General features: G+C 44.2%; 23 protein-coding genes. 15 read left to right on the plus strand and 8 right to left on the minus strand.

The genetic code is table 11. The features are described from left to right. The first annotated feature begins 11 nt into the window (after positions 1–11). From VGD82_RS02965 to VGD82_RS03015, 11 genes are all read left to right on the plus strand, one after another. Positions 12–785: an MBL fold metallo-hydrolase gene (locus VGD82_RS02965; protein WP_331018969.1), complete on the plus strand. Its 774-nt coding sequence runs from the start codon at positions 12–14 to the stop codon at positions 783–785. Positions 786–1,131: 346 nt separating this feature from the next. Next, positions 1,132–3,726, plus strand: coding sequence for a DNA gyrase subunit A (gyrA, locus tag VGD82_RS02970; protein ID WP_331018970.1), 2,595 nt, complete (start codon positions 1,132–1,134; stop codon positions 3,724–3,726). Positions 3,727–3,821: 95 nt separating this feature from the next. Beyond that, the gene (gene serC, locus VGD82_RS02975; RefSeq protein WP_331018971.1) at positions 3,822–4,898 is read left to right on the plus strand and encodes a 3-phosphoserine/phosphohydroxythreonine transaminase; all 1,077 of its coding nucleotides are present in this window, start codon (positions 3,822–3,824) and stop codon (positions 4,896–4,898) included. A gap of 2 nt (positions 4,899–4,900) precedes the next feature. Then, complete coding sequence (gene pheA / locus VGD82_RS02980; RefSeq protein ID WP_331018972.1) at positions 4,901–5,998, plus strand: prephenate dehydratase; 1,098 nt, start codon at positions 4,901–4,903, stop codon at positions 5,996–5,998. A gap of 202 nt (positions 5,999–6,200) precedes the next feature. Beyond that, positions 6,201–7,295, plus strand: a complete 1,095-nt coding sequence (gene hisC / locus VGD82_RS02985) for a histidinol-phosphate transaminase (RefSeq protein ID WP_331018973.1) — start codon at positions 6,201–6,203, stop codon at positions 7,293–7,295. Between the two features lie 147 nt (positions 7,296–7,442). Next, positions 7,443–7,514 (plus strand): pyrroloquinoline quinone precursor peptide PqqA, encoded by a 72-nt coding sequence (pqqA, locus tag VGD82_RS02990; RefSeq protein WP_012777389.1) that lies wholly within the window; start codon positions 7,443–7,445, stop codon positions 7,512–7,514. Between the two features lie 168 nt (positions 7,515–7,682). Next, positions 7,683–8,600, plus strand: coding sequence for a pyrroloquinoline quinone biosynthesis protein PqqB (gene pqqB, locus VGD82_RS02995; RefSeq protein ID WP_331018974.1), 918 nt, complete (start codon positions 7,683–7,685; stop codon positions 8,598–8,600). A 124-nt stretch (positions 8,601–8,724) separates the two neighbouring features. Beyond that, entirely contained in the window at positions 8,725–9,489 is a 765-nt protein-coding gene (gene pqqC, locus VGD82_RS03000) for a pyrroloquinoline-quinone synthase PqqC (RefSeq protein WP_331018975.1), read from the plus strand. An 11-nt stretch (positions 9,490–9,500) separates the two neighbouring features. Further along, the gene (gene pqqD, locus VGD82_RS03005; protein WP_331019277.1) at positions 9,501–9,782 is read left to right on the plus strand and encodes a pyrroloquinoline quinone biosynthesis peptide chaperone PqqD; all 282 of its coding nucleotides are present in this window, start codon (positions 9,501–9,503) and stop codon (positions 9,780–9,782) included. Between the two features lie 20 nt (positions 9,783–9,802). Then, positions 9,803–11,038, plus strand: coding sequence for a pyrroloquinoline quinone biosynthesis protein PqqE (pqqE, locus tag VGD82_RS03010; protein ID WP_331018976.1), 1,236 nt, complete (start codon positions 9,803–9,805; stop codon positions 11,036–11,038). A gap of 137 nt (positions 11,039–11,175) precedes the next feature. Continuing rightward, on the plus strand, positions 11,176–12,360 hold the full coding sequence (locus VGD82_RS03015; protein ID WP_331018977.1) for a multidrug effflux MFS transporter: 1,185 nt from the start codon (positions 11,176–11,178) through the stop codon (positions 12,358–12,360). A gap of 26 nt (positions 12,361–12,386) precedes the next feature. On the opposite strand, the gene VGD82_RS03020 is transcribed toward VGD82_RS03015, so the two are convergent. The 8 genes from VGD82_RS03020 to VGD82_RS03055 form a co-directional block, all read right to left on the minus strand. Then, positions 12,387–12,878 (minus strand): M48 family metallopeptidase, encoded by a 492-nt coding sequence (locus tag VGD82_RS03020; protein ID WP_331018978.1) that lies wholly within the window; start codon positions 12,876–12,878, stop codon positions 12,387–12,389. 100 nt (positions 12,879–12,978) lie between these two features. Then, on the minus strand, positions 12,979–13,302 hold the full coding sequence (gene fdxA / locus VGD82_RS03025) for a ferredoxin FdxA (protein WP_331018979.1): 324 nt from the start codon (positions 13,300–13,302) through the stop codon (positions 12,979–12,981). Between the two features lie 115 nt (positions 13,303–13,417). Beyond that, positions 13,418–14,695: a sulfate adenylyltransferase subunit 1 gene (locus VGD82_RS03030; protein ID WP_331018980.1), complete on the minus strand. Its 1,278-nt coding sequence runs from the start codon at positions 14,693–14,695 to the stop codon at positions 13,418–13,420. A gap of 99 nt (positions 14,696–14,794) precedes the next feature. Beyond that, the gene (gene cysD, locus VGD82_RS03035) at positions 14,795–15,727 is read right to left on the minus strand and encodes a sulfate adenylyltransferase subunit CysD (RefSeq protein WP_331018981.1); all 933 of its coding nucleotides are present in this window, start codon (positions 15,725–15,727) and stop codon (positions 14,795–14,797) included. A gap of 57 nt (positions 15,728–15,784) precedes the next feature. Further along, a complete protein-coding gene (locus VGD82_RS03040) occupies positions 15,785–16,564 on the minus strand; it encodes a phosphoadenylyl-sulfate reductase (RefSeq protein WP_331018982.1) in 780 nt (259 codons plus the stop codon). Then, the gene (locus VGD82_RS03045; protein WP_331018983.1) at positions 16,565–17,182 is read right to left on the minus strand and encodes a DUF934 domain-containing protein; all 618 of its coding nucleotides are present in this window, start codon (positions 17,180–17,182) and stop codon (positions 16,565–16,567) included. Further along, the gene (locus tag VGD82_RS03050) at positions 17,179–18,846 is read right to left on the minus strand and encodes a nitrite/sulfite reductase (RefSeq protein ID WP_331018984.1); all 1,668 of its coding nucleotides are present in this window, start codon (positions 18,844–18,846) and stop codon (positions 17,179–17,181) included. The genes VGD82_RS03045 and VGD82_RS03050 overlap by 4 nt, the downstream gene beginning before the upstream one ends. Positions 18,847–18,877: 31 nt before the next feature. Then, positions 18,878–19,672: a sulfite exporter TauE/SafE family protein gene (locus VGD82_RS03055; RefSeq protein WP_331018985.1), complete on the minus strand. Its 795-nt coding sequence runs from the start codon at positions 19,670–19,672 to the stop codon at positions 18,878–18,880. Between the two features lie 189 nt (positions 19,673–19,861). Between VGD82_RS03055 and cysB the strand changes: the two genes are divergently transcribed. The 4 genes from cysB to VGD82_RS03075 all read left to right on the plus strand — a co-directional run bounded on the left by cysB (position 19,862) and on the right by VGD82_RS03075 (position 23,511). Next, the gene (gene cysB, locus VGD82_RS03060; RefSeq protein ID WP_331018986.1) at positions 19,862–20,788 is read left to right on the plus strand and encodes an HTH-type transcriptional regulator CysB; all 927 of its coding nucleotides are present in this window, start codon (positions 19,862–19,864) and stop codon (positions 20,786–20,788) included. Positions 20,789–20,807: 19 nt separating this feature from the next. Next, positions 20,808–21,401: a DUF302 domain-containing protein gene (locus tag VGD82_RS03065; protein ID WP_414684453.1), complete on the plus strand. Its 594-nt coding sequence runs from the start codon at positions 20,808–20,810 to the stop codon at positions 21,399–21,401. Positions 21,402–21,483: 82 nt separating this feature from the next. Further along, entirely contained in the window at positions 21,484–22,938 is a 1,455-nt protein-coding gene (locus VGD82_RS03070) for a helicase HerA-like domain-containing protein (RefSeq protein ID WP_331018987.1), read from the plus strand. Continuing rightward, the gene (locus tag VGD82_RS03075; RefSeq protein WP_331018988.1) at positions 22,939–23,511 is read left to right on the plus strand and encodes an IMPACT family protein; all 573 of its coding nucleotides are present in this window, start codon (positions 22,939–22,941) and stop codon (positions 23,509–23,511) included. Positions 23,512–23,561: the final 50 nt, after the last annotated feature.

The following is a 23,561-nucleotide window of genomic DNA, read 5'->3' on the forward strand; positions in this document are numbered from 1 at the left end:
GTTAGCAGAACGTGGCGTCAGAACTATTTAATAACGGTAAACACATTTGTGTGAAATTCAGCGACTTGTCGGACACAGACTCGTCAGACGAGGCAGTTCAATCCAACCAATTTTTGATTGTGAATAACGGACACGGTGCGCTAATTGACCCAGGCGGTAATATGACCTACAGCGCACTGGTGATGGGGATGGGTAAGTATTTTCACTTTCGCAAGCTGGATTATATATTTGCCTCTCATCAGGATCCGGATATCGTAGCATCCATCAATAAGTGGCTGGTAGGTACGGAATGTAAGGTGCTGGCGCCTGCAATTTGGGAGCGATTCTTACCACACTTTTGCAGCGTGGGTAATACCAAGAACCGTATTGTAGGTATTCCTGATCGTGGCATGAATATCACTTTGGGTGACGCCGCTATTAAGGCAATCCCTGCACACTTTCTTCATTCTGAAGGTAATTTTCAGTTTTATGATGTGACTAGTAAGATTTTGTTTTCAGGCGATTTAGGCGCGTCTTTAGTGCATCATGATCTTGCCGTTGAGCCTGTTACTGATTTTGATAGACATCTACCTACCATGCTGCCGTTTCACCGCCGCTACATGACATCTAATAAAGCTTGTCGTTTATGGGCAACAATGGTGCGTAAATTGGAAATTGAATCCATCGTGCCTCAGCATGGGCGCTCATTTGTGGGTAAAGTGATGGTTAATCGCTTTATTGACTGGGTTGAGAACCTGGAGTGCGGTATAGATTTAATGACACAGGACAACTATACCGTACCCTAAATTGCATGGTTCGCTAAATAGCTTAACTTCTGGATTACTTTCAGGGCACACTTCAGTTGTGCCTCAATACTCGTTTGTGATGAAGCCGTGACAATCATTAAATCCTACCAAAGCACTATAGTGTGAATAGGGTGCTGACTACCAGTATTTTTTCGTCATACTCTAGCGCTTAACATAAGAAAAACTCACTGATTACAAGCTTGTTTGCGTGTTTACTTTGAGTCATATTTGGCTAATGTTTTTAGTGCTGAAAAACTATGTTAAAAGTATGGTTGTAAGCGTTATTTTGCGCGCTAATCATGTTAAAATTTGCCCCATATAAAAACCATTATAAGACATTAAAAATATGGATCAATTCGCTAAAGAAACCCTACCCATTAGTCTAGAAGATGAGATGCGCCGCTCTTACCTAGATTACGCAATGAGCGTAATCGTTGGGCGTGCTTTGCCTGATGTTCGGGATGGTTTGAAGCCTGTGCATAGACGCGTTTTATACGCGATGCATGAGCTATCTAACGACTACAATAAGCCATACAAAAAATCAGCACGTATCGTTGGTGATGTAATCGGTAAGTACCACCCACATGGTGATACAGCGGTTTATGACACTATCGTTCGTATGGCGCAGGATTTCTCATTGCGCTACATGCTGGTAGATGGCCAGGGTAACTTTGGTTCTGTGGATGGTGATAACGCGGCGGCGATGCGTTATACGGAAATCCGCATGGCGAAAATTGCACATGAGTTGTTAGCTGATATTGACAAAGAAACTGTAGATTTTGGCCCTAACTACGATGGTTCTGAACATGAGCCATTAATTATGCCTGCCCGTATTCCTAACCTGCTGATTAACGGTAGCTCGGGTATTGCAGTGGGTATGGCAACAAATATTCCGCCACACAATCTGAATGAAGTGTTAGATGCCTGTTTTGCATTGCTTAAAAACCCAGAAACAACGGTTGAAGAGTTAATCGAGTTAGTGCCGGCGCCTGACTTCCCAACGGCGGGTATTATTTACGGTACGGTTGGCGTTAAAGAGGGTTACCGCACTGGCCGTGGTCGTGTGGTGATGCGTGGCCGCACTCACTTTGAGGATATGGACAAGGGTGGTCGTCAATCCATTATTATTGATGAGTTACCTTACCAAGTGAACAAGAAGACGCTGATTGAGAAAATCGCTGAGCTTGTGAACGAGAAAAAAATCGAAGGTATTTCTGACTTGCGTGACGAGTCTGATAAATCAGGCATGCGTGTAGTAATTGAGCTGAAGCGTGGCGAGATTCCTGATGTCGTGCTGAATAACCTGTATAAACAGACACAACTGCAAGACACCTTTGGTATGAACATGGTGGCATTGTTGGATGGTCAGCCACGTTTGCTGAACTTAAAACAGATGCTAGAAGCATTCTTGCGCCATCGTCGCGAGGTGGTTACACGTAGAACAGTGTTTGAGTTGCGTAAAGCACGCGAGCGCGGCCATGTGTTAGAAGGTTTGGCGGTTGCTTTGGCAAACGTAGACGAAATGATTGCCATCATTAAAGCTGCGCCAACACCACCAGAGGCCAAAAAAGACTTGATGGCAAAATCTTGGCAGTCTCCTGTGGTTGAGGAAATGCTAAGGCGAGCGGCGATGGAAGCTGCGCGTCCAGAAGGTTTGGCTGTGAATTTTGGCCTGACTCCAGATGGCTATAAACTAAGCGATGTACAAGCGCAGGAAATCCTGCAAATGCGTCTGCAACGTTTGACTGGCCTTGAGCAAGACAAAATCGTTAATGAATACAAAGAAGTGATGGACGTGATTGCGGACTTGCTTGATATTCTAGCAACAGCTGCTCGCGTTACTGCAATTATCACAGATGAATTGAATGAAATAAGAAGGCAGTTTGGTGATAAGCGCCGCAGTGAAATCATTGAGAATGCACAAGACTTATCGTTAGAAGACTTGATTGCACCGCAAGACGTAGTGGTGACTTTATCCCATACCGGCTATATCAAATCTCAGCCTTTGGATGAGTATCGTGCGCAAAAACGTGGTGGCCGTGGTAAGCAGGCAGCTGCGACGAAAGAGGATGACTTTATCGATAAAATGTTCGTCGCGAACACTCACGATTACATTTTATGCTTCTCTAACCGAGGCCGTGTGTATTGGCTAAAAGTGTATGAAGTACCGCAAGGTAGCCGTACCAGCCGCGGTAAGCCTATTGTTAACTTATTCCCGCTGGAAGAGAACGAAAAGATCAACGCGATTCTTTCTGTGAAGAGCTTTGATGAAAATCACTTTATTTTCATGGCAACATCACTAGGTACAGTGAAGAAAACAGCTTTAACAGAATTTTCTAACCCACGTAAATCAGGCATTATTGCGATTAATCTGGATGAAGGTGATTACTTAATCGGTGCAGAAATCACCAATGGCAGCAATGACGTCGTACTTGTATCTAACGGCGGTAAAGCTGTGTGGTTTGATGAAGATGAAGTGCGTGAAATGGGCCGCGCAACACGTGGTGTTCGCGGTATGAAGCTTGCTGAAGGTCAGCAAGTTTTATCATTATTAATTGCTTCAGATGATCAGCAAACTGTGATGGTGGCGACTGAAAATGGTTACGGTAAACGTACCGTGCTGGCAGACTTCCGCCGTTCAGGCCGCGGCACGCAAGGCGTGAAAGCCATTGCTGTGAGTGAGCGTAACGGTCTAGTGGTTGCAGCCAAGCTGGTGAACGATGAAGATGAAATTATGCTGATTACCACTGGTGGTGTGTTGATTCGCACCCGTGTGAGTGAGATTCGTGAGCTAGGTCGTGCAACGCAAGGAGTTACCTTAATTAACCTGGGTGAGGGTGAAAAACTCTCAGGCATAGAAAAAATTGTAGAAACCGATGATGACGAAGATGGTGAAGCTGAAGCTGAGACTGATATCGAAGTTGGCGGTGAAACTGAATAGCGCTCAGATGCTGGGTTAACCTCAGCATCTGATGCAAGTGCTTGGTTGTTTTAACTAACTAATTTTAAATAATTTTTTTGATTTATAACTTATTAATGACTAAAATTTATAACTTTTCTGCAGGCCCTGCAGTATTACCTAAGCCAGTATTAGAACGTGCGCAAGCTGAGATGTTGGATTGGCACGGCTCAGGCATGAGTGTGATGGAGATGTCACATCGCGGTAGAGAGTTCACTAGCATTTTGGCTAAAACCGAAGCAGATTTACGTAAACTGCTGGATGTGCCACAAAACTATAAAGTGCTGTTTTTACAAGGCGGTGCCATTGCTGAAAATGCAATTATCCCTATGAACTTGCTCAATGGTGGTGAGGCAGATTACGTGGTGACCGGTGCATGGTCCAAGCGTAGCGTGGAAGATGCTAATGCTTACGGCAAAATCAATGTGGTCGCCAGCAGTGAAGCTGATAGTTTTACCAATGTGCCTGAGTTTTCAACTTGGACGCTCAATAAAAATGCAGCATATTTGCATATCTGTACCAATGAAACCATCAACGGCGTAGAGTTCGATGGCTTGCCGGATGCCGGCGATGTACCGATTGTGGCTGATATGTCTTCACATATTCTGTCACGTCCGATTGATGTGACTAAATACGGTGTGATTTACGGTGGCGCACAAAAAAATATCGGCCCAGCAGGGCTGTGTATCGTGATTGTACGTGAAGACCTATTAGACCGCGCATCATCACTAACACCTGCGGTATTTAACTGGAAAACGCAGTCTGAAAATCAATCAATGATTAATACACCGCCAACCTATAGTATTTATATCGCAGGTTTGGTGTTTGAATGGTTGTTAGCGCAAGGTGGTGTGAGCGCGATAGAGCAGGTGAATATTCAAAAAGCCAATCTGCTTTATGATTACATCGATAGCACTGATTTTTACATCAATAATGTGGCTGTGCAGAATCGTTCGCGTATGAATATTCCATTCTTCTTGGCTGATGAGTCATTAAATGATGCTTTCTTAAAAGGCGCAGAAGCTAAAGGCTTGCTACAGTTGAAAGGACATCGCATGGTGGGTGGTATGCGTGCGTCAATTTACAACGCGATGCCAATTGAAGGTGTGCAGGCATTGGTGAGTTATATGCAGGAATTTGAAAAAGCGCATTAATTATGTCTAAAGAACAATTATCAAACCTGCTAAAGCAGCATCGTGACCAAATTGATGCGATTGATGAACAAATCCTTAAGCTTGCAAACGAACGTGCGAGCCACGCACGACATATCGGCGAGCTCAAAGATGATGGGGTAATCTACCGTCCAGAACGCGAGGCGCAGGTCTTAAGACGTTTAATGGAGTTAAATGCTGGCCCATTGCCGGCTGAAGCTGTCACCAATATTTTCCGTAGCATTATGTCTAACTGCCGTGCTTTGGAAAAAGAGCTTACCGTGGCGTTTTTGGGCCCATTGGGCACTTACAGTGAAGAGGCAGCACTCAAGCAGTTTGGTGAAGGAAAGCATGCTGTTGTCTGCGGCTCAATTGATGAGGTTTTTCGTACCGTGGAGTCTGGCCAAGCTGATTATGGTGTGGTGCCTGTAGAAAACTCAAATGAAGGTGCTGTTGGTTTAACCTTGGATTTGCTATTAAGCAGTCCGCTTAGAATTTGTGGTGAGGTTACTATCCCAATTCATCACTGTTTGCTGTCAAAACAGGCGGATATACAGCAAATTTCGCATGTGTTTTCACATTCCCAGTCGCTTGCGCAGTGCCATGAGTGGCTCAATAAAATGCTGCCAAAGGCAGAGCGCGAACCGGTCACCAGCAATGCACGTGCAGCGCAGATGATTCATGATTTAATTGCGGCAGATGGTACTTTTGCTGCAGCAATTGCAAGTAAACGCGCGGCTGAGTTGTTTAATTTAAATATTCTGGCTGAAAATATTGAAGATGACCCTAAAAACACTACGCGCTTTTTAGTGTTGTCAGCGCATGATGTAGCGCCGTCAGGCCAGGATAAAACTTCTTTTGTGACTGCAACCAAGAATCAGCCTGGTGCAATTTTAGGGCTATTAGAGCCATTGGCTAAGCACAATGTCAGCATGACCAAGCTGGAGTCCAGACCGGCTAAAGGCGGCATGTGGGAATATGTGTTTTATGTTGATATCGAAGGGCATGTGCAAGATGCCAATGTCGCTTCTGCAATACAGGAAGTCACATCTAGAGCATCTTATCTTAAGCTATTAGGCTCTTACCCACTTGCAGTTGTATAGCCTCGCTGGTTGATTGTTTAGCGTCTTTTTCTAGCTGATCAATGTAGAAGCAGCACGATGCATGCAAGATAGTACTTTTTAATGGGTAAGCCTAATTTGCTGTACTAATTAAATGATAAGTTGCAGGTTACTACTTGCAACTTGTTGATAACTTTGTTTTTCTTACCTACTTGATTTTTAACTTTCTATATCCAATCACACCATGACCATACAAGCACCTCAACATATCCAAAAAATCGCACCATATCAGGGTGGAAAGCCGATCACTGAGCTTGCTCGCGAAATGAATTTAAACGTTGAAGATATCGTTAAACTGGCTTCCAATGAAAATCCTTTAGGTATTAGCCCTAAAGCTGATTATGCGATTCAAGAGGCAATTCTAGATATCGCAAGGTACCCGGATGGTAATAGCTTTGCCTTACGTGAAGCAGTAAGCAATAAGTTTAGCGTTACGCCTGAGCAAATTGTGTTTGGCAATGGCTCTAATGATATTTTAGAGTTAGTGGCGCGTGCTTATTTGAGTAGCGATGGTGAAGTGATTTACTCGCAACATGCTTTTGCGGTTTATCCATTAGTTACCCAAGCAATGGGCGCCAAAGGTGTAGTGGTGCCAGCTAAAGATTTTGGTCATGACTTATCAGCAATGCTGGCTGCGATTACCAATAAAACTAGTTTGATTTTTATAGCAAACCCTAATAACCCAACGGGCACTTTGTTAGCTAAAGATGCTTTATATGCATTCTTGAAACAAGTGCCGCAGCATGTGCTTGTGGTGCTGGATGAAGCATACGACGAATATCTACCGGCGGAATATAAATCACAAGCCATTGGCTGGCTAAAAGAGTTTGAAAACTTAGTGATTTCGCGTACGTTCTCTAAAGCTTATGGTTTGGCTGGTTTACGTATAGGTTTTGGTTTATGTCATGCACAGATTGCAGATATGATGAATCGAGTGCGTCAGCCTTTTAATGTGAATAGCATCGCGCAAGCTGCAGCGGTTGCTTCGTTGGCGGATGACGATTTTGTTGAGCGCAGTTATGCATTGAATCAAGCAGGTATGGCGCAGCTAAAGCATGGCTTTGATCAGCTAGGGTTAACTTATATTCCATCATTTGCCAATTTTATTAGTGTCAAAGTAGGTGATGCTGCTGCTATTAATCAAAAACTGTTACAGCGGGGCGTGATTGTAAGGCCTGTAGCCAACTATGAAATGCCTGAGTATCTGCGAGTGAGCATCGGTCTATTCTCTGAGAATGCAAAATTTTTAGAGGTATTGACCAGCATAATCAAGCCCTAAGCAAATAAGCGCCTACTCATCATGAATTTACTTAGTAGATATTGGGTAAGTTTGCAGTGTTGTACGTATGAAATAGGGCGCAGAATGCTTCTCACGTTACAGCAATAACCGCGTAGCGAAATCAACTAAATTTAAAAGGATATGATTATGTGGACAACACCAGCAGCTACTGAAATGCGTTTTGGCTTTGAAGTTACAATGTACGTAATGAACAAGTAATTATTGATCACGTAATATTAAAAAAGGCTGCCGAGAGACAGCCTTTTTTTGTAAAAAAATGATTTTTTATAAAGCTATCCATCGTTTTTTTACAAAAGAATTGTGGTGTTTTAAAAGCACACTTTTTAATGATTAAAGTTTAATTTATAAATAGAAATGTAGAGATTCATGCATATACATGTATTAGGAGCTGGTGCTGGGGGTGGTTTTCCACAGTGGAATTGTAATTGTTTTAACTGTGATGGTTTACGTAAAGGCACTATCAAAGCCACCAAGCGTACACAGTCATCAATCTGCGTAAGTGGTGATGGTGTAAATTGGGTTTTGTTTAATGCTTCTCCAGATGTATTGCAGCAGATCCAAGACTTTGCACCATTGCAGCCAGGGCGTGCTGTAAGGGATAGTGGCATTCAGGCGATTGTGCTGATTGATGCGCAAATTGACCATACTACAGGCCTGTTTATGTTGCGTGAGGGTAAAGTTAAACGTGAGATTTACTGTACCGATATGGTGTATGAGGACTTAACTTCAGGCAATCAGATTCTAAATATATTAAACCATTATTGTGGCGTTAATCATCACAATGTACCAATTGATGGTAAAACCAGCTTCACTATTCCTAATGTACCTAACTTGAAATTCACAGCAGTTGCACTGAAGAGTGCGGCGCCTCCATATTCACCACATCGTAATGACCCACATCCTGGCGATACGATAGGTGTGTTGATTGAAGAAATTAGCTCAGGCAAAAAATGCTGGTACTCGCCAGGTTTGGGTGAAATTGAGCCGCACTTGCCAGAATTAATGAATCAAGCCGATTGCATCATGGTGGATGGCACGTTCTGGACCGATACAGAAATGTTGGATTTAGGCTTAATGACTAAAACTGCACGCAGCATCGGCCATAACCCCCAATCTGGGCCTGGTGGCATGATTGAAGAGCTGGATAAATTTGGTGATGTAAGAAAAGTGTTGATTCATATCAACAACACCAACCCGATTTTACGTGAAGATTCTGCCGAGCGCGCTGTGTTGAACGAACACAAAATTGAAGTGGCTTATGACGGCATGGATATTATTTTGTAAGAATACAAAGTGCTTAGATGCTTTTATGCATAAGGAAATGGGTTTTGCAGCAGCCTTTGCTGATAAAAGCCTAAAGTAAAAGCGTCTTTATTGGATAAATCACTTTAAATATTTGGAGAGAAAAATGGCTGAAAAGTTGGCACCCTGGTCTAAAGAAGAGTTTGAAGCTAAATTACGCGAGAAGGGTAAAGGCTATCATATCTATCATCCGATTCACGTGTTGATGTATGAGGGAAAACTGACGCAGCAACAGATGCAGGCATGGGTTGCAAATCGCTATTACTATCAAATTGCGATTCCAATGAAAGACGCAGCAATTCTATCAAACTGTCCAGATCGTGAATTGCGTCGTGGCTGGATTCAACGTATTTTCGACCATGATGGCAGCGGCCAAATTGCAGAAGGCGGTGAGGGTGGTATTGAAGCTTGGATTCACCTAGGCGCAGCCGTGGGTTTAAGCCGTGACGATGTAACCTCGTTGAAACTGGTTGCTCCTGGCACTAAGTTTGCTGTGGATGCATACATTAACTTTGCAAAACAGCGCCCATGGCAAGAGTCTGTTTGCTCGAGCTTGACTGAACTATTCGCACCGCATATTCACCAACAACGTATAGACTCCTGGCCTGAGATGTACCCATGGATTAATGCAGAAGGCATGCAATACTTCAAGAATAGATTGACCCAAGCCCGCCGCGACGTTGAGCAAGGTTTACAAGTAACCTTGGACTACTTCAGCCAAAGCCGTGAACTACAAATGCGCGCATTAGAGATACTGCAATTTAAATTAGATGTGTTATGGGTCATGGCTGATGCGATTATGTTGCAATCTGCCGACATTAAGGTTGATGGTCGTGATTACCTGCGCCAGCCGGTGATGAACGTAAGCTAAGAAGGTAAATGATGGATAACACGATACAAGACAGCGACATTTACACACTTTCAATGCACCATCGTTTTCAGTGGGAAGAAGCACAAAATAGCTATGTGATACTTTTCCCCGAAGGTATGGTCAAACTACATGGTGGTGCTGGTGAAGTGATTAAACGTTTAGATGGTAAAGCAACCGTAGGCGATGTAGTCGCTGATTTAAAAGCCACATTTCCCGATGCTGAAAACATCGAAAAAGATATTATTGGCATGTTTGAGCTTGCGTTAAGTAAAGCTTGGATACGTAAAGCTTAGATAAATTTAGGAGTAGCAAAATGACACAAGCGTCTTTAGGTGAGTCAGTGGTTCAAAAGACCATCCATGCCACTCAAACTCAAAATAATGGTGTTGCAGCCAGTGTTACACAAACCCAGCCATTATGGCTGTTGGCCGAGGTGACGTACCGTTGCCCGTTGCATTGTGCATTTTGCTATAACCCTACTGATTACGACAAGCATACGCAAAATGAATTAACAACTGAGCAGTGGATACAGGCACTGCGCGATGCGCGTAAATTAGGCGCGATACAGTTGGGTATATCAGGCGGCGAGCCATTATTACGTGACGATATCGAAGAGATAGTGGTTGAAGCCAGAAAGCTTGGTTATTACAGTAATCTGATTACATCAGGTGTTGGGCTGACAGAAAAACGCATTCAAGCATTTAAAGAAGGCGGCTTAGACCATATTCAGTTATCTATGCATGATATTACTGAAGAAATTAACAACTTTATTACCAACACTAAAACTTTCGAGTTGAAGAAAAAAGTCGCGGCGATGATTAAAAGTCATGGCTACCCGATGGTGCTCAATGTGGTGATTCATCGCTATAACATTGGCCACATGAAAGAAATTTTAGAGATGGCGGATGCACTGGGTGCAGAATACATCGAGTTAGCTAACACGCAATATTATGGCTGGTCTTTAGTGAATCGTAGCCAATTAATGCCTACCAAAGAGCAGGTGGAAGAGGCGGAAAGAATCACTAACGAATTTAGAGAAAAATCAGGCAGCAAGATGAAGATTTTCTTTGTGGTGCCAGATTACTTCTCAGACCGCCCTAAAAAATGTATGAACGGCTGGGGTGAGGTATTTATGATCGTGACAGCTAATGGTGATGTGTTGCCATGCCACTCAGCACGCGTATTGCCGAACATGCAGTTCCCAAATGTTAAAGATACGGATTTAGGCTGGAGCTGGAAAGACTCACCGGCATTTAACAAGTATCGCGGTGATAGCTGGATGAAAGAGCCATGCCGTACCTGTGACGAGAAGGAAAAAGATTTGGGCGGCTGTCGTTGCCAAACATTCTTGCTCACTGGTGATGCTGAAGCTGCTGACCCAGTTTGCAGTAAGTCACCGCATCATCATCTCATAGAGCAGGCGATACTGGACTCAAGGAACCCTGCCATTGCGGCACAGCCTATTGTGTTTAGAAACGACAAAAACTCAAAGAGAATTATTGCTGGTGAGCTTAAGGATCGGATTGGCGAGCTTCATGCTTTGCCATAATTGTTGAGGCTAATGCTGGCTTTGGCTCTCGCAAAGGTGCATTAATAGCGTTATTGTGATTTAATCTAGCGCGCTACTGTAATAATCAGTAGCGCGCTTTTTTATCGCCAGTAAAATCTTTTATTGAAAGTTTTAGTTTGAAGCATCAATCATCCCTATTGGTATTGTCTTTTGTGCTTGCAAGCTTGGCTGCGCTTGCACCATTTGCAATTGATACTTATCTGCCGGCATTTCCGTCACTAGAGCGTGCGTTACATGGTACTTCGCTAGAGCTGCAGCAAAGCCTTACATTTTACCTATTGCCATATGCATTAATGACGCTATGGCACGGCGCGATATCCGATTCTATCGGCCGTATCACGACGATTAAATGGGGCTTGGGTGTTTTTGTTGCAGCCTCTATTGGCTGTGCCTTCGCGCCTAATGTGGAAACATTATGGCTCTTCCGTGCGTTGCAAGGCTTGTCTGGTGGTGCTGGCAATGTGGTGGCACGTGCAATGGTGCGTGATTTGTTTGAAGGGCCGCAGGCACAGCGCGTAATGGCAACTGTGCAAATGCTATTTGGTATTGCACCAGCAGTCGCACCTATTATCGGTGGACTGCTGTTAGGTATTCATTGGCAGGCTATCTTTATCTTTTTGGCGCTATATGCTGCATTTAGCTTATGGGCGGCAGTGAAATATCTGCCTGAAACCATGCCTAAGCAGAAGCGTTTGCCGCTATCTGCAAAACAGGTCATCAAAGACTATCGCGCAATTTTTAGCGATAAAGAATTTAACTATGTGGTGTTTGCACTTGGCGCAAACTTTGCGGGATTTTTTCTTTATGTGCTGGCAAGCCCTGTATTTTTAGTTAAACATTTAGGCCTGACCGAGCACCAATTTGCTTACATGTTTATTCCCACGGTCTGTGGCATGGTGTTGGGCTCTTATCTGGCTAAACGCGCTGCTGGCCGATACGCACAGGGCAAAGTGATTAAGCTGGCGTATGTGTGGATGTCAGCAATGGCTTTGCTCAACATCGGCGTTTGCATATATCTCCCCACAAATGTTATTTACAACATTGTGCCAATCGCGCTATTTAATATCGGCATGGCTTTAGCAATGCCGATACTTTCTCTCGCCGCCTTAGACCGACATCCTAAAATTCGTGGTACGGCAGCATCCGGGCAGGCCTTCATCCAAATGTTGATATCTACAGTGTCCGCAGGTTTGGTTGTTCCTCTGGTTTGGTATGCACCATCAGGGCTGGCGATTGCTATGGCACTTTACCTAGTGTTTAGCTGGTTGATGATTCAACGCGCTAATATTTGGCGTCGTTAAGATGCATTGCTTACTTTTCACTCATCCTAGTTAGATTTCCAGGTTAAATAAACGCGGCAATCAAATTCCAGCTGGTGGTAGTTAGGCTCCATATGCTGGCAAAGCTGGTAGAAGGCTTTGTCGTGATCACGTTCTTTTAAGTGTGCCAGCTCATGCACCACTATCATACGTAGGAAGTCGGCAGGGGATTCTTTAAAAAAGGATGAAATTCTGATTTCTTTTTTAGCTTTGAGCTTGCCGCCTTGCACACGAGAAATGGCGGTATTGAGGCCAAGCGCATGGTGCTCTATGCCTAATTTACTATCGTAATACACTTTATCGAGCTGAGGTGCGTTACGTAAGAAGGCTTGCTTAATCTCATTGCTGTATTGGTACAGGGCTTTGTCTGTTTGTACGGTGTGATGTTGTGGGTAGCGCTGTGTAATATAGTCGCCAAGAAGCCCCTGCGTTTGCAATTGCCTAATCTTATCTTGCAGGGTAGGCGAGTAGTGTTGGAGAAATCTTAGTGGTTTAGTCATCACAGCAGCTTAGGCTTTTAAGCTTGTATGTAAGTGATAGGTGCTAGTAGATAGACAAAAGGAGGCATGCGCCTCCTTTTTGCTCTTTATGCGGCCTAGATTATTCAACTAACAAGTTACGCTTACCTGGCGCGCCGTTCATTGCTTCGGCATTTTCAAGTGCTTCTTTACGCGCAGTAATCACTGGCCAAACTTGTGCAAAGCGAGCGTTCAACGCAATATACTCTTGCTGGTCTGCAGGGACATCATCTTCGGCAAAGATGGCTTCAGCCGGGCATTCTGCAACGCATAGTGTGCAGTCAATACATTCGTCTGGGTTAATTGCAAGGAAGTTAGGGCCTTCTACAAAGCAATCAACTGGGCAAACATCTACGCAGTCAGTGAATTTACATTGAATGCAGTTTTCGGTAACGACGTAAGTCATTTTTATAGTCCTTTACAGCTTAAAAGCTAAAACGTTATTTTATTAGAAATTCCATTAGTTTGCGATGACTAATTCTATCTAGTCACCATGGTTGAATATGGCGACTTAGTAGAACTTATACAATCATGCCAGCGCCAACGGTATTATTGGTTGATTCATCAATGATAATGAACGCGCCAGTAGCACGGTTGTTTTTATAGCTGTCTATCATCAGTGGTTGCGCCAGCTTGAAGCTAATACGCGCAATGTCATTCATTTTTAAGTCAGTAGTTGCTTGTTGTTCTAGTGTATTGACATCCATTTTGTAGCTAATAGTGCCTACTTTAGCTTTAGACTCACGTGTGGTGTGCCGAACGATATAAGTGCGCGCTGTAGACATTGGTGTTTCTGATAGCCAGCATACAAAGGCTTCTACTTGTTTCACAGGCTCAATGGCTTCAGCACTTTTTACAATCATGTCACCACGTGATGTGTCGATTTCATCTTCTAACAGCAAGGTAACGCTTTGTTCTGTTGATGCAGATTGCAATTGCTCTGCACCGAGTTGAATCGCTTTTACTTTTGATTGGTAGCCATTAGGCAGTACAGTCACTGCGTCACCCACGGCAATTTCACCGGACTCAATACGGCCCATAAAGCCACGGAAGTCATGTAAGTCTGGGTTGTCAGATGCGTGTGGGCGGCATACGAACTGCACTGGGAAGCGGAATGCTTCAGATTGCTCTGTATGCGCAGCTGGCGCTTTTTCTAACATCTCAATCAATGTCTCGCCTGTGTACCAAGGCATATTTTCCAAACGGTCAACCAACATGTCGCCATTTAATGCAGAGATTGGAATAAAGCGAATGTCTCTAGCTGCAGCCAAGCCAATTTCTGCCGCGAAGGCAGCATAGTCTGCACAGATTTTGTCGTAAACAGCTTGGTCGTAATTAACCAAGTCCATCTTGTTAACAGCCACCACAATGTGTGGGATGCCTACAAGGTGTGCTAAATAGCTATGACGGCGTGTTTGCGTAAGTACGCCTCTACGCGCATCAATCAAAATAATGGCAAGGTTGGCGGTTGATGCCGCAGTTACCATGTTACGTGTGTACTGCTCATGGCCTGGTGCATCGGCAATAATATATTTACGTGTGCCAGTGCTGAAATAGCGGTAAGCAACGTCAATGGTGATGCCTTGTTCACGCTCAGCTTGTAAACCGTCGGTCAGCAGTGATAAATCCACAGCTTCCATACCGCGTTTTTTAGAGGTGTTTGAAATTTGTGTCAGCGTATCGGCCAAAATGGTTTTGGTGTCGTATAGCAAGCGGCCAATTAGGGTACTTTTGCCGTCATCTACGCTACCGCATGTCATAAAGCGTAATAGTGAGTCGTTGTGCGTTGTATTTGTCATAATTAAATTTTCAAAATATCAAAAATGCTAGATAAGATGCTTGATTAAGTGGTTGCATGAGGGGCAACCGGCTTAATCAGCATATCTTGATAGTATTTTTTAGAAATATCCCTCTTTTTTGCGTTGTTCCATTGAAGCATCTGAGGTTTGGTCATCTAGGCGGGTAGCACCACGTTCAGTAATGGTGGTGGTCGCAGTTTCAATGACAATTTTGCTCACATCATCTGCATCAGATAGTACTGGTGCTGTACATGTGATATCACCTACAGTTCTAAAACGAACTTGCATATTAATGACTTCTTCACCTGCTTTAGGCTGGTTGATCACCTCGCCATTAGCTAGCGGAACGTTGGCAGGCATCATAGCGCCACCACGCATAATAATGTCGCGTTTGTGCGAGAAGTAAATGCTTGGTAAGCCTAAGTTTTCACGCTCGATGTATTGCCATACGTCCATTTCTGTCCAGTTAGAAATAGGGAAGGCACGGATGTTTTCACCCTTATGTGAACGTGCGTTATACAGGTTCCATAATTCAGGACGTTGGTTTTTCGGATCCCATTGGCCGAATTCATCACGGAAACTCATGATACGCTCTTTAGCGCGGGCTTTTTCTTCATCGCGGCGTGCGCCACCGATACAGCAGTCAAAGCCAAACTCTTCAATCGCTTCCAGCAGGGTCACAGACTGATGTTTGTTGCGCGGCTCATCAGGTGATTTTAATACCACGGTACCACGTTTCATTGAATCTTCAACTGAGCGCACGATCAGGCGCTCACCTAATTCTGCAGCACGTTGGTCACGGAAATCCAATACTTCCTGATAGTTGTGGCCAGTGTCAATATGCATGAGTGGAAACGGGAATTTACCTGGGCGGAATGCTTTTTCAGCTAAACGTAAAATACATAGTGAATCTTTGCCACCTGAGAATAGTAGTACAGGGTTACTACATTGGCCTGCAACTTCGCGCAGAATGTAAATGGCCTCTGACTCTAGCCAGTCTAAATGAGATAAAGGTTGTTTAGTCGTTGTCATATTCTTAGGTTTCAAAAATCAAAATTACTACTTAGTACGTAGCAGAATTTTATAAAATCATTTCTTTACGTGTAATCCGCACTCTTTGCTGTTGGGGTCTTCCCACCACCAGCGGCCAGCTCGCACATCTTCACCCATGGCAATCGCACGCGTACATGGTGCGCAGCCGATGCTAGGGTAAAACTGGTCATGCAGTTTGTTGTATGGCACATCAAACATGCGGATGTAGGCCCAGACTTCTTTTTCAGTCCAGTTACTTAGCGGGTTGAATTTTTCTAAATTATTGCCACTGTCAAACTCGCGGAATGGCAGGTTAACGCGCGTAGTAGATTGCTCTGCGCGCATGCCGGTGACCCATGCTTTCTTGCCTTTTAAGGCGCGTTGCAATGGTTCTACTTTACGCATAAAACAGCAGGCTTTACGCAAATCTATAGATTCGTAGAATGCATTGATACCATTGGTTCTTACGTAGCTTTCCACCGCATCAGACTGCGGAAAAAAGATTTTAAGCTTGGTATTGTAGGTTTGCTCTGTTTTGGCAATTAAATCGTAGGTTTCAACAGGCAGGCGGCCAGTATCTAGTGAAAAAATCTCAATCGCAATTTTTTGGCGCTGAATGATGTCTGTTAACACCATGTCTTCTGCGCCAAAGCTATTGGCGAAAGTGACTTCATTCGCGCCAAACTCGTTTGCTGCGCTGCTCAATAATGCCAGCACTTCGTCTGCTTTTTGCTTAACGCTTGCTACCAATTCATCTGTCAGTGCTGGTTTAGTAGCCGGGTTGTTCGCGCTAGGTTTCAGCATCACAACCTGGCCTAAATATACATCCGTAGTCATTTATGCGCCTCTGTTGTAACGCTTGAATACAGGGCGAGGCTCATCAACCGCACCTTGGTATGGTTTAGTAAAGTCACTTAGGCTGGCAATCGCTTCTTGTGCTGAGCGGTCTGCACGCACTAAATAGCTGGTAAAACCGCTACGTTTCAGGAAAAACAATTGGTCACGTAACACATCGCCAAACGCACGTAGTTCATTTTTAAAGCCAAAGCGTGTACGTAGCAAATTGCCTAGTGAGAAAATACGGCCATCAGCAAAGCGCTCTACAAAGATTGCGATGATAGGCAGCGCATTTAAGTCTGCTTGTTGCTGCATCAGATTCTCAAGCAGCTCGTGTGTGGCTAACCAAACGCCGATTTCACCTTGTGCAATGCGGTCTTTAATTTCGCTGTTGCGTGCAATAAATACGCTTAAAGGCAAAATAATTTTGCCTGTAGCTGGAATCACTGTGCCGGCAATTTGTGCTTCAGTAACGGTTTCTTCACCAGTCAGTTTGAATAAAACCACTTTACCTGCTTGTTTACGTTCTTCCGCTTGGGTGGCTGGCAACTGGATTAGTGTCCAATCATCTTCTACCAAGCTAGCAACGCCATTGTTCAGTTTGATTAAATTACTCATGCTGCAACCTCATCTTTTGCATAGACATGTGCTTTGAATGGGGCAACGCCCAAGCGACGCACAGTATCAATAAATCTTTCTTCAGGCGTACGTTCTTTGAGGTAAACCTCAATTAGTTTTTGCACCACGCCAGGCATTTCTTCCGCAGAGAATGAAGGGCCAATTACAGTGCCTAGGCTGGCGTCGTTACCTTGTTTGCCACCGATAGACACTTGATACCACTCGGAGCCATCTTTATCTACACCAAGAATACCAATGTGACCTACATGGTGGTGCCCGCAGGCGTTCATACAACCTGAAATGTTGAGTTCCATCTCACCAATGTCGTGCAGGTAGTCAAGGTTGTCAAATTGCATTTGAATCGCTTTAGCGATAGGAATGCTCTTTGCGTTAGCAAGTGAGCAGAAGTCACCGCCTGGGCAGCAAATGATGTCTGTCAGTAAACCAATATTCGGGCTTGCTAAACCATTAGCACGTGCTTTTTCCCACAAGGCAAATAGATCGCTTAATTTAACATCGGCCAATATCAGATTTTGCTCATGAGATGAGCGTAGCTCACCAAAGCTGTATTGGTCAGCAAGGTCAGCCACTGTCCACATTTGCTCAGAGCTAATGTCACCAGGTGCTTGACCATGCGGTTTGAGCGAAAGCGTAACTGCGCGATAACCAGTTTGTTTGTGTGGATGCACGCAACGTTTAACCCATGCGGCAAATGCAGGGTTGCTAGCAACTGCAGTATCAAAACCTGCGTCATGTGCTGGCACGTTTTCATACGGCATTACGTCAAAGTGCTGCGCCACGCGTGCTAACTCAGCTTCGCTAATGGTGTTTTCTGTATCTTTAATATGTGCCCATTCTGCGTCCACTTGTTTGCGGAACTCATCAATACCCAAGGCCTTAACTAAGATCTTGATACGAGCTTTATAGATGTTGTCGCGACGGCCATGTAAGTTATAAACACGGATAATCGCTTCGCAATAGGTAAGAGCATGTTGCCACTCCAGATGCTCGCGTATCACAGTGCCCAAGATAGGTGTGCGGCCTAAGCCACCGCCAACCCATACCTTGATCGCCACTTGGTTGTTGCTATCACGGTAGAACTCTAAGCCGATGTCGTGAGCTTGTACCAGCGCACGGTCATTTTTAGTACCGGAAACTGCAATTTTGAATTTACGTGGCAATAGAGCGAACTCAGGGTGGAATGTGCTCCATTGGCGCATGATTTCAGCAATCGCGCGTGGGTCTATCACTTCATCCGGTGCAACGCCTACAAATTGATCGGTAGTGATGTTACGGATGCAGTTACCTGAAGTTTGAATGGCGTGCATTTCAACTGTAGCTAAATCCGCTAGGATTTCAGGTACATCTTCCAGTTTAGGCCAGTTTAACTGCAAGTTCTGACGTGTACTGAAGTGACCGTAACCTTTGTCGTATTTTTTTGAAATATCGCCAAGTTTGCGCAATTGTGCGCTAGATAACATGCCATAAGGCACCGCAATGCGAAGCATTGGTGCCTGGCGTTGGATATATAAGCCATTTTGAAGGCGTAGCGGGCGGAACTCATCTTCCGATAGCTCGCCAGCTAAGTAGCGGCGAGTCTGGTCGCGATATTGGGCAACGCGTTCATCAACAATCTGTTGATCTATTTCATCATATTTATACATATATACAGTGCTTTTTAAACTAACTTTAAAATTAAACTAAAACGAATTTCAAACCAATCACAAGTAGTAGCGTGGCTAAAATTAGGCGTAGTATTTTTTCTGGAATTTTTACACTCAAATGGCTGCCGACCCAGATTCCAGGTAGAGATCCAATGAGTAATGTGCCTAACAGTTCAAAGTTGACATGTCCAAGCGTCCAATGACCGAAGCCAGCAACCGCCGTTAACGGGATTGCATGCGCTAAATCAGTACCTACTACTTTGAGCGTGCTCATCTTAGGATAAAGGAAGAGTATCGCCAGTGTGCCAAGCGCACCTGCACCTACTGAGGAAATTGTAACTAGCGCACCCAGTATTATGCCAGTAAATATGGTTGCTGGGACCTGAATTTTATTAAAACGACCACTACTAATGACACTATCTTCAATTTCGCGTATTTTCTTGCGTGTTAAATAGCTGCGGATTATTAAAGCTATCGCCGTTAAAATCAGCGCAACGCCTAATGTATGGGTAATAATGCCGGAAATATCTTTTTCTATTTGGATAAGGTGTTTAATCACAAAAATTGTGACGATTGCAGAAGGTAAGCTACCAGCCGACATCAAAGCAACCACTCGCCAATCTACAGATTTATGCGTATTGTGATGCACAAATACACCACCTGTTTTAGTGATGGCGGCGTATAGCAAGTCTGTACCTACCGCTACCGCAGCTTTAAAACCGAATAAAAAAACGAGCAGGGGTGTCATTAATGAACCACCGCCTACGCCTGTGACGCCAACAAGTAAACCTACTGCAAAGCCTGAGATTATATAACCAAATTCCATGTGGAGTATCCGTTATTAACTAAATTTAGGCGCGTACTATAGCAGTGCGTTCTTGTTTTTTTTAAGAATATGTTATTCTATGGATATATCGTTTAGTTATATAAGGTGTGCGTGTTTTTTACGCGTTGATAAAGTTAGCGGTGCGCTTGAAGTATCTTATTAATAGGTTGTTTAAAAGAAGCTAATCCAATGAAATTACATCAGTTACGTTATTTACATGAGGTAGTGAAGCAAGGGTTAAATATTACCAGTGCTGCCGATGCTTTGTATACATCACAACCTGGCGTGAGTAAGCAAATTCAGTTGATTGAAGAAGAGCTTGGCCTGCAGATATTTAAACGCAATGGCAAACGGTTAACCGGCCTAACTGTGCCCGGTCAGCAGATTGTGATGCTTGCGGACAAAGTGATGCGCGATATTGAAAATATTAAGCGTGTAGGTGAGGAGTTTAGCGATGTGGAAACTGGCACCTTAACCATTGCTACCACGCATACACAGGCACGCTACAAACTGCCTGCGGCAGTTAAAGCTTTTATGACTAATTATCCGCGTGTTAAGCTAAATATCCATCAAGGTAACCCTAGCCAAGTGGCTGAACAGGTGGAAAGTGGTGAGGCGGATATTGGGATAGCGACTGAGTCTATTAGTGAACGTGAGAGCTTGTTATGCTTGCCTTGTTATCACTGGAACCGCTGTGTTGTCGTGCCACATGATCACCCTTTGTTACAAGGTGGGCCTTTGACCCTCGAAAAGCTAGCAAATTACCCGCTCATTACCTATGACTTTGCATTTACTGGTGGTACGCTTGTATCTAAGACTTTTGCTGATGCAGGGTTAACGCCGAATGTAGTACTAACCGCGATTGATGCCGACGTGATTAAAACCTATGTCACCTTGGGTTTGGGTGTCGGTTTACTTGCCAATATGGCTTATGACAACGAGCGCGATACACATTTAGCGAAAATTGACGTTGATCATTTATTTGCGGATAGCACTACTTACTTAGGCGTGCGTAAAGATGCATTTTTACGTGGATATATGTATGGATTTATTGAACTGATTGCGCCGCATTTTAACCGTGCGGCGGTAAATCAGGCACTCAAGATTGCTGATTAATTTAGAGTAGGTGGTCACCATGCTGAAGATAAGCGCGAGACGTACCCCGCACACAAGCTACTACGCTGTGCTTTTACTAAGCTTGAGTTTAGGCATGGTTGCTTGTTGTTTCAAGCAACCGAACATAGCGCACAAAGATAATGCGCTGATTGGCCAAGTGCGGCCAGGTATGCCGGCAATCGACCCTGCCAGTGCGATTTATGAGCTGCCGGTTAATGCTAACGTGAGTTATAAAGATGTAGTGGAAAGCTTGAAAAGCATTTCTGAAGGCATGAATTTTGTGAATCCCGCCAACTTTCCGATTGGTGAGCACATGAAGCTACGTGGTGTTGATCCGCAAGGTGTCAAAGAGGTGCGCTCGTTTTGCAACTTAAGTATGGGCACAGAGATTATTTTAGATCACCCTGAGTTTCTAGTTTTTGCGCCTTGCAGGGTGGCGATTTATGAAAAGCTGGATGGTAATAACAAACCTAAACTTTACATCGCGATGGATCGTCCTACTTTTGATTTAAAAAGCATTAAGCATCCAACTGAGCGTGCAAAAAAATCCGCACAAGAATTAGAAACCAAGCTGCTTGAAATTATGGATAGAGCGCGTAAAGGTGACTTTTAAATATTCCCGGCTTTATAAAGCATATCTATAGCATTGCCCCCAATTTATTAACGTTAATTACTAAAGTTTAGGTAATCACTTCATGGCTAACCCCATTTTAATTGCAAAAAATAATGAAACTTCCAGTGTAATCTTGCCGCGAATGGCTAACCGTCATGGCTTGATTGCAGGCGCAACTGGCACTGGCAAAACAGTCACGCTACAGACGCTAGCTGAGGGTTTCTCAAAAAATGGTGTGCCCGTGTTCATGGCGGATGTGAAAGGCGATCTTTCTGGCATGTCTCAGCAAGGTGGCGCTAACCCCAGAGTTGAGGCTAGGGTGCAGCAGTTGGCGCTTTCTGATTTTAGCTATGCTAAGTGCCCAGTTACATTTTGGGATATGTTTGGTGAAAAAGGGCATCCTGTCCGCACCACAATTGCAGAAATGGGGCCTTTGCTACTCGCACGCCTACTAAATTTGAACGATGTGCAGGCTGGTGTGCTTAATGCTGTATTTAAAATTGCCGATGACAAAGGCTGGCTGTTGCTAGACTTGAAAGATTTGCGCGCAATGATGCAGCACGCTTCTGAGAATTCTGCGCAGTACCAAGCAGAATATGGCAACATTTCTGCGGCTAGTGTGGGTGCAGTGCAGCGTGCATTATTGCAGCTTGAAACACAAGGTGCTGACATGTTGTTTGGTGAGCCTGCACTTAACTTGGATGACTTGATGCAGACCGATGAACAAGGCCATGGCGTTGTTAATATCCTGATGAGTGACAAGTTATTTAACTCACCGCGTATCTATGCGACCTTGCTGTTGTGGCTATTGTCTGAATTGTTTGAAAAACTGCCGGAAGCTGGCGATTTAGATAAACCCAAATTGGTGTTCTTTTTCGATGAAGCACATTTACTGTTTAATGACGCGCCAGCCGTGTTGCTGGAAAAAATCGAGCAAGTTGTTCGCCTGATTCGTTCAAAAGGGGTGGGTGTGTACTTTGTGAGCCAGAACCCGCTTGATATCCCTGATGCAGTTTTGGGGCAATTGGGTAACCGTGTGCAGCATGCCTTGCGTGCTTTTACACCGCGCGACCAAAAAGCAGTGAAATCTGCCGCAACGACCTTTAGAGTAAACCCTAAACTTGATGTGGAAAGTGTGATTACTGAGCTTGGAGTAGGTGAGGCGCTGGTTTCATTCTTGGATGAAAAAGGGATTCCGACACCGGTGGAGCGTGCTTTTGTATGTCCGCCAGGCAGCCGGATTGGCCCCGCTACAGATGCTGAGCGTGTTGAAACAATCAGAACATCCATTCTCAATAATGTTTATGAAAAACAAGTGGACCGTGAATCTGCCTACGAGATTTTAAAAGCACAAGTTACGCCACCTGCTGATAGTGAGGATGAAGACGCAGCAGCTTCCAGTAAGAAAGAGCCTGCCAGCCGTGGTGATAGTATTTTAGAGGCTGCCGCCAAAAGTGCAGCACGTGCTATTGGTTCGCAATTGGGTAGGCAAATTATTCGTGGTATTTTAGGTAGCATTCTGGGTGGGCGTAAGTAGTTGCAAATATTAATAGATACAGGGTTTGCTGAGCAGACCATTACTAAATCACGTTTTATTGCCATGGCGGTGCCGTGTACCTCTGAACGAGAAGTTGGTTCTGCTTTGCGTGCCTTTGCCGCGAAGCATCCAACCGCGCACCATTTAGCTTATGCATTTAGATTAAAGACTGAAGACGGGATAGTGCAGCGCTTTTCAGATGCCGGTGAGCCTTCTGGCACCGCTGGGATGCCGGTGTTAAAGTTGCTAGAAGGGCGCAATCTAATTAATGCCTGTGTTGGTGTTATTAGATACTACGGTGGCATTAATCTGGGCACAGGTGGTTTGGCGCGTGCGTATGGCGGCACAGCTAAGTTGGCGTTGGATGCGACTAAAGTTGCAGATTATGTGGAAATGAAGAGCGTTAGGCTGACCATCGCCTATAATCAAATGGATTATTTAACAAAAGCATTATCAAAATGTAACGGTGGTATCTTGGATAAGGCTTTTAATGAGCATATTGAGTTGATCGTTTCAATCCCGGCAGCTGATGTTGCTGATTTCGTCAATAGATTTGCGATTAAAAACTATTAATAAACAGCTGGTTTTTTTCTTAATCAGTGAATTGAAGTGTTTGATTTAAG

Origin of the sequence: Methylotenera sp. (assembly GCF_036401095.1) — a bacterium.
In the GTDB taxonomy this organism is placed as follows: domain Bacteria; phylum Pseudomonadota; class Gammaproteobacteria; order Burkholderiales; family Methylophilaceae; genus Methylotenera.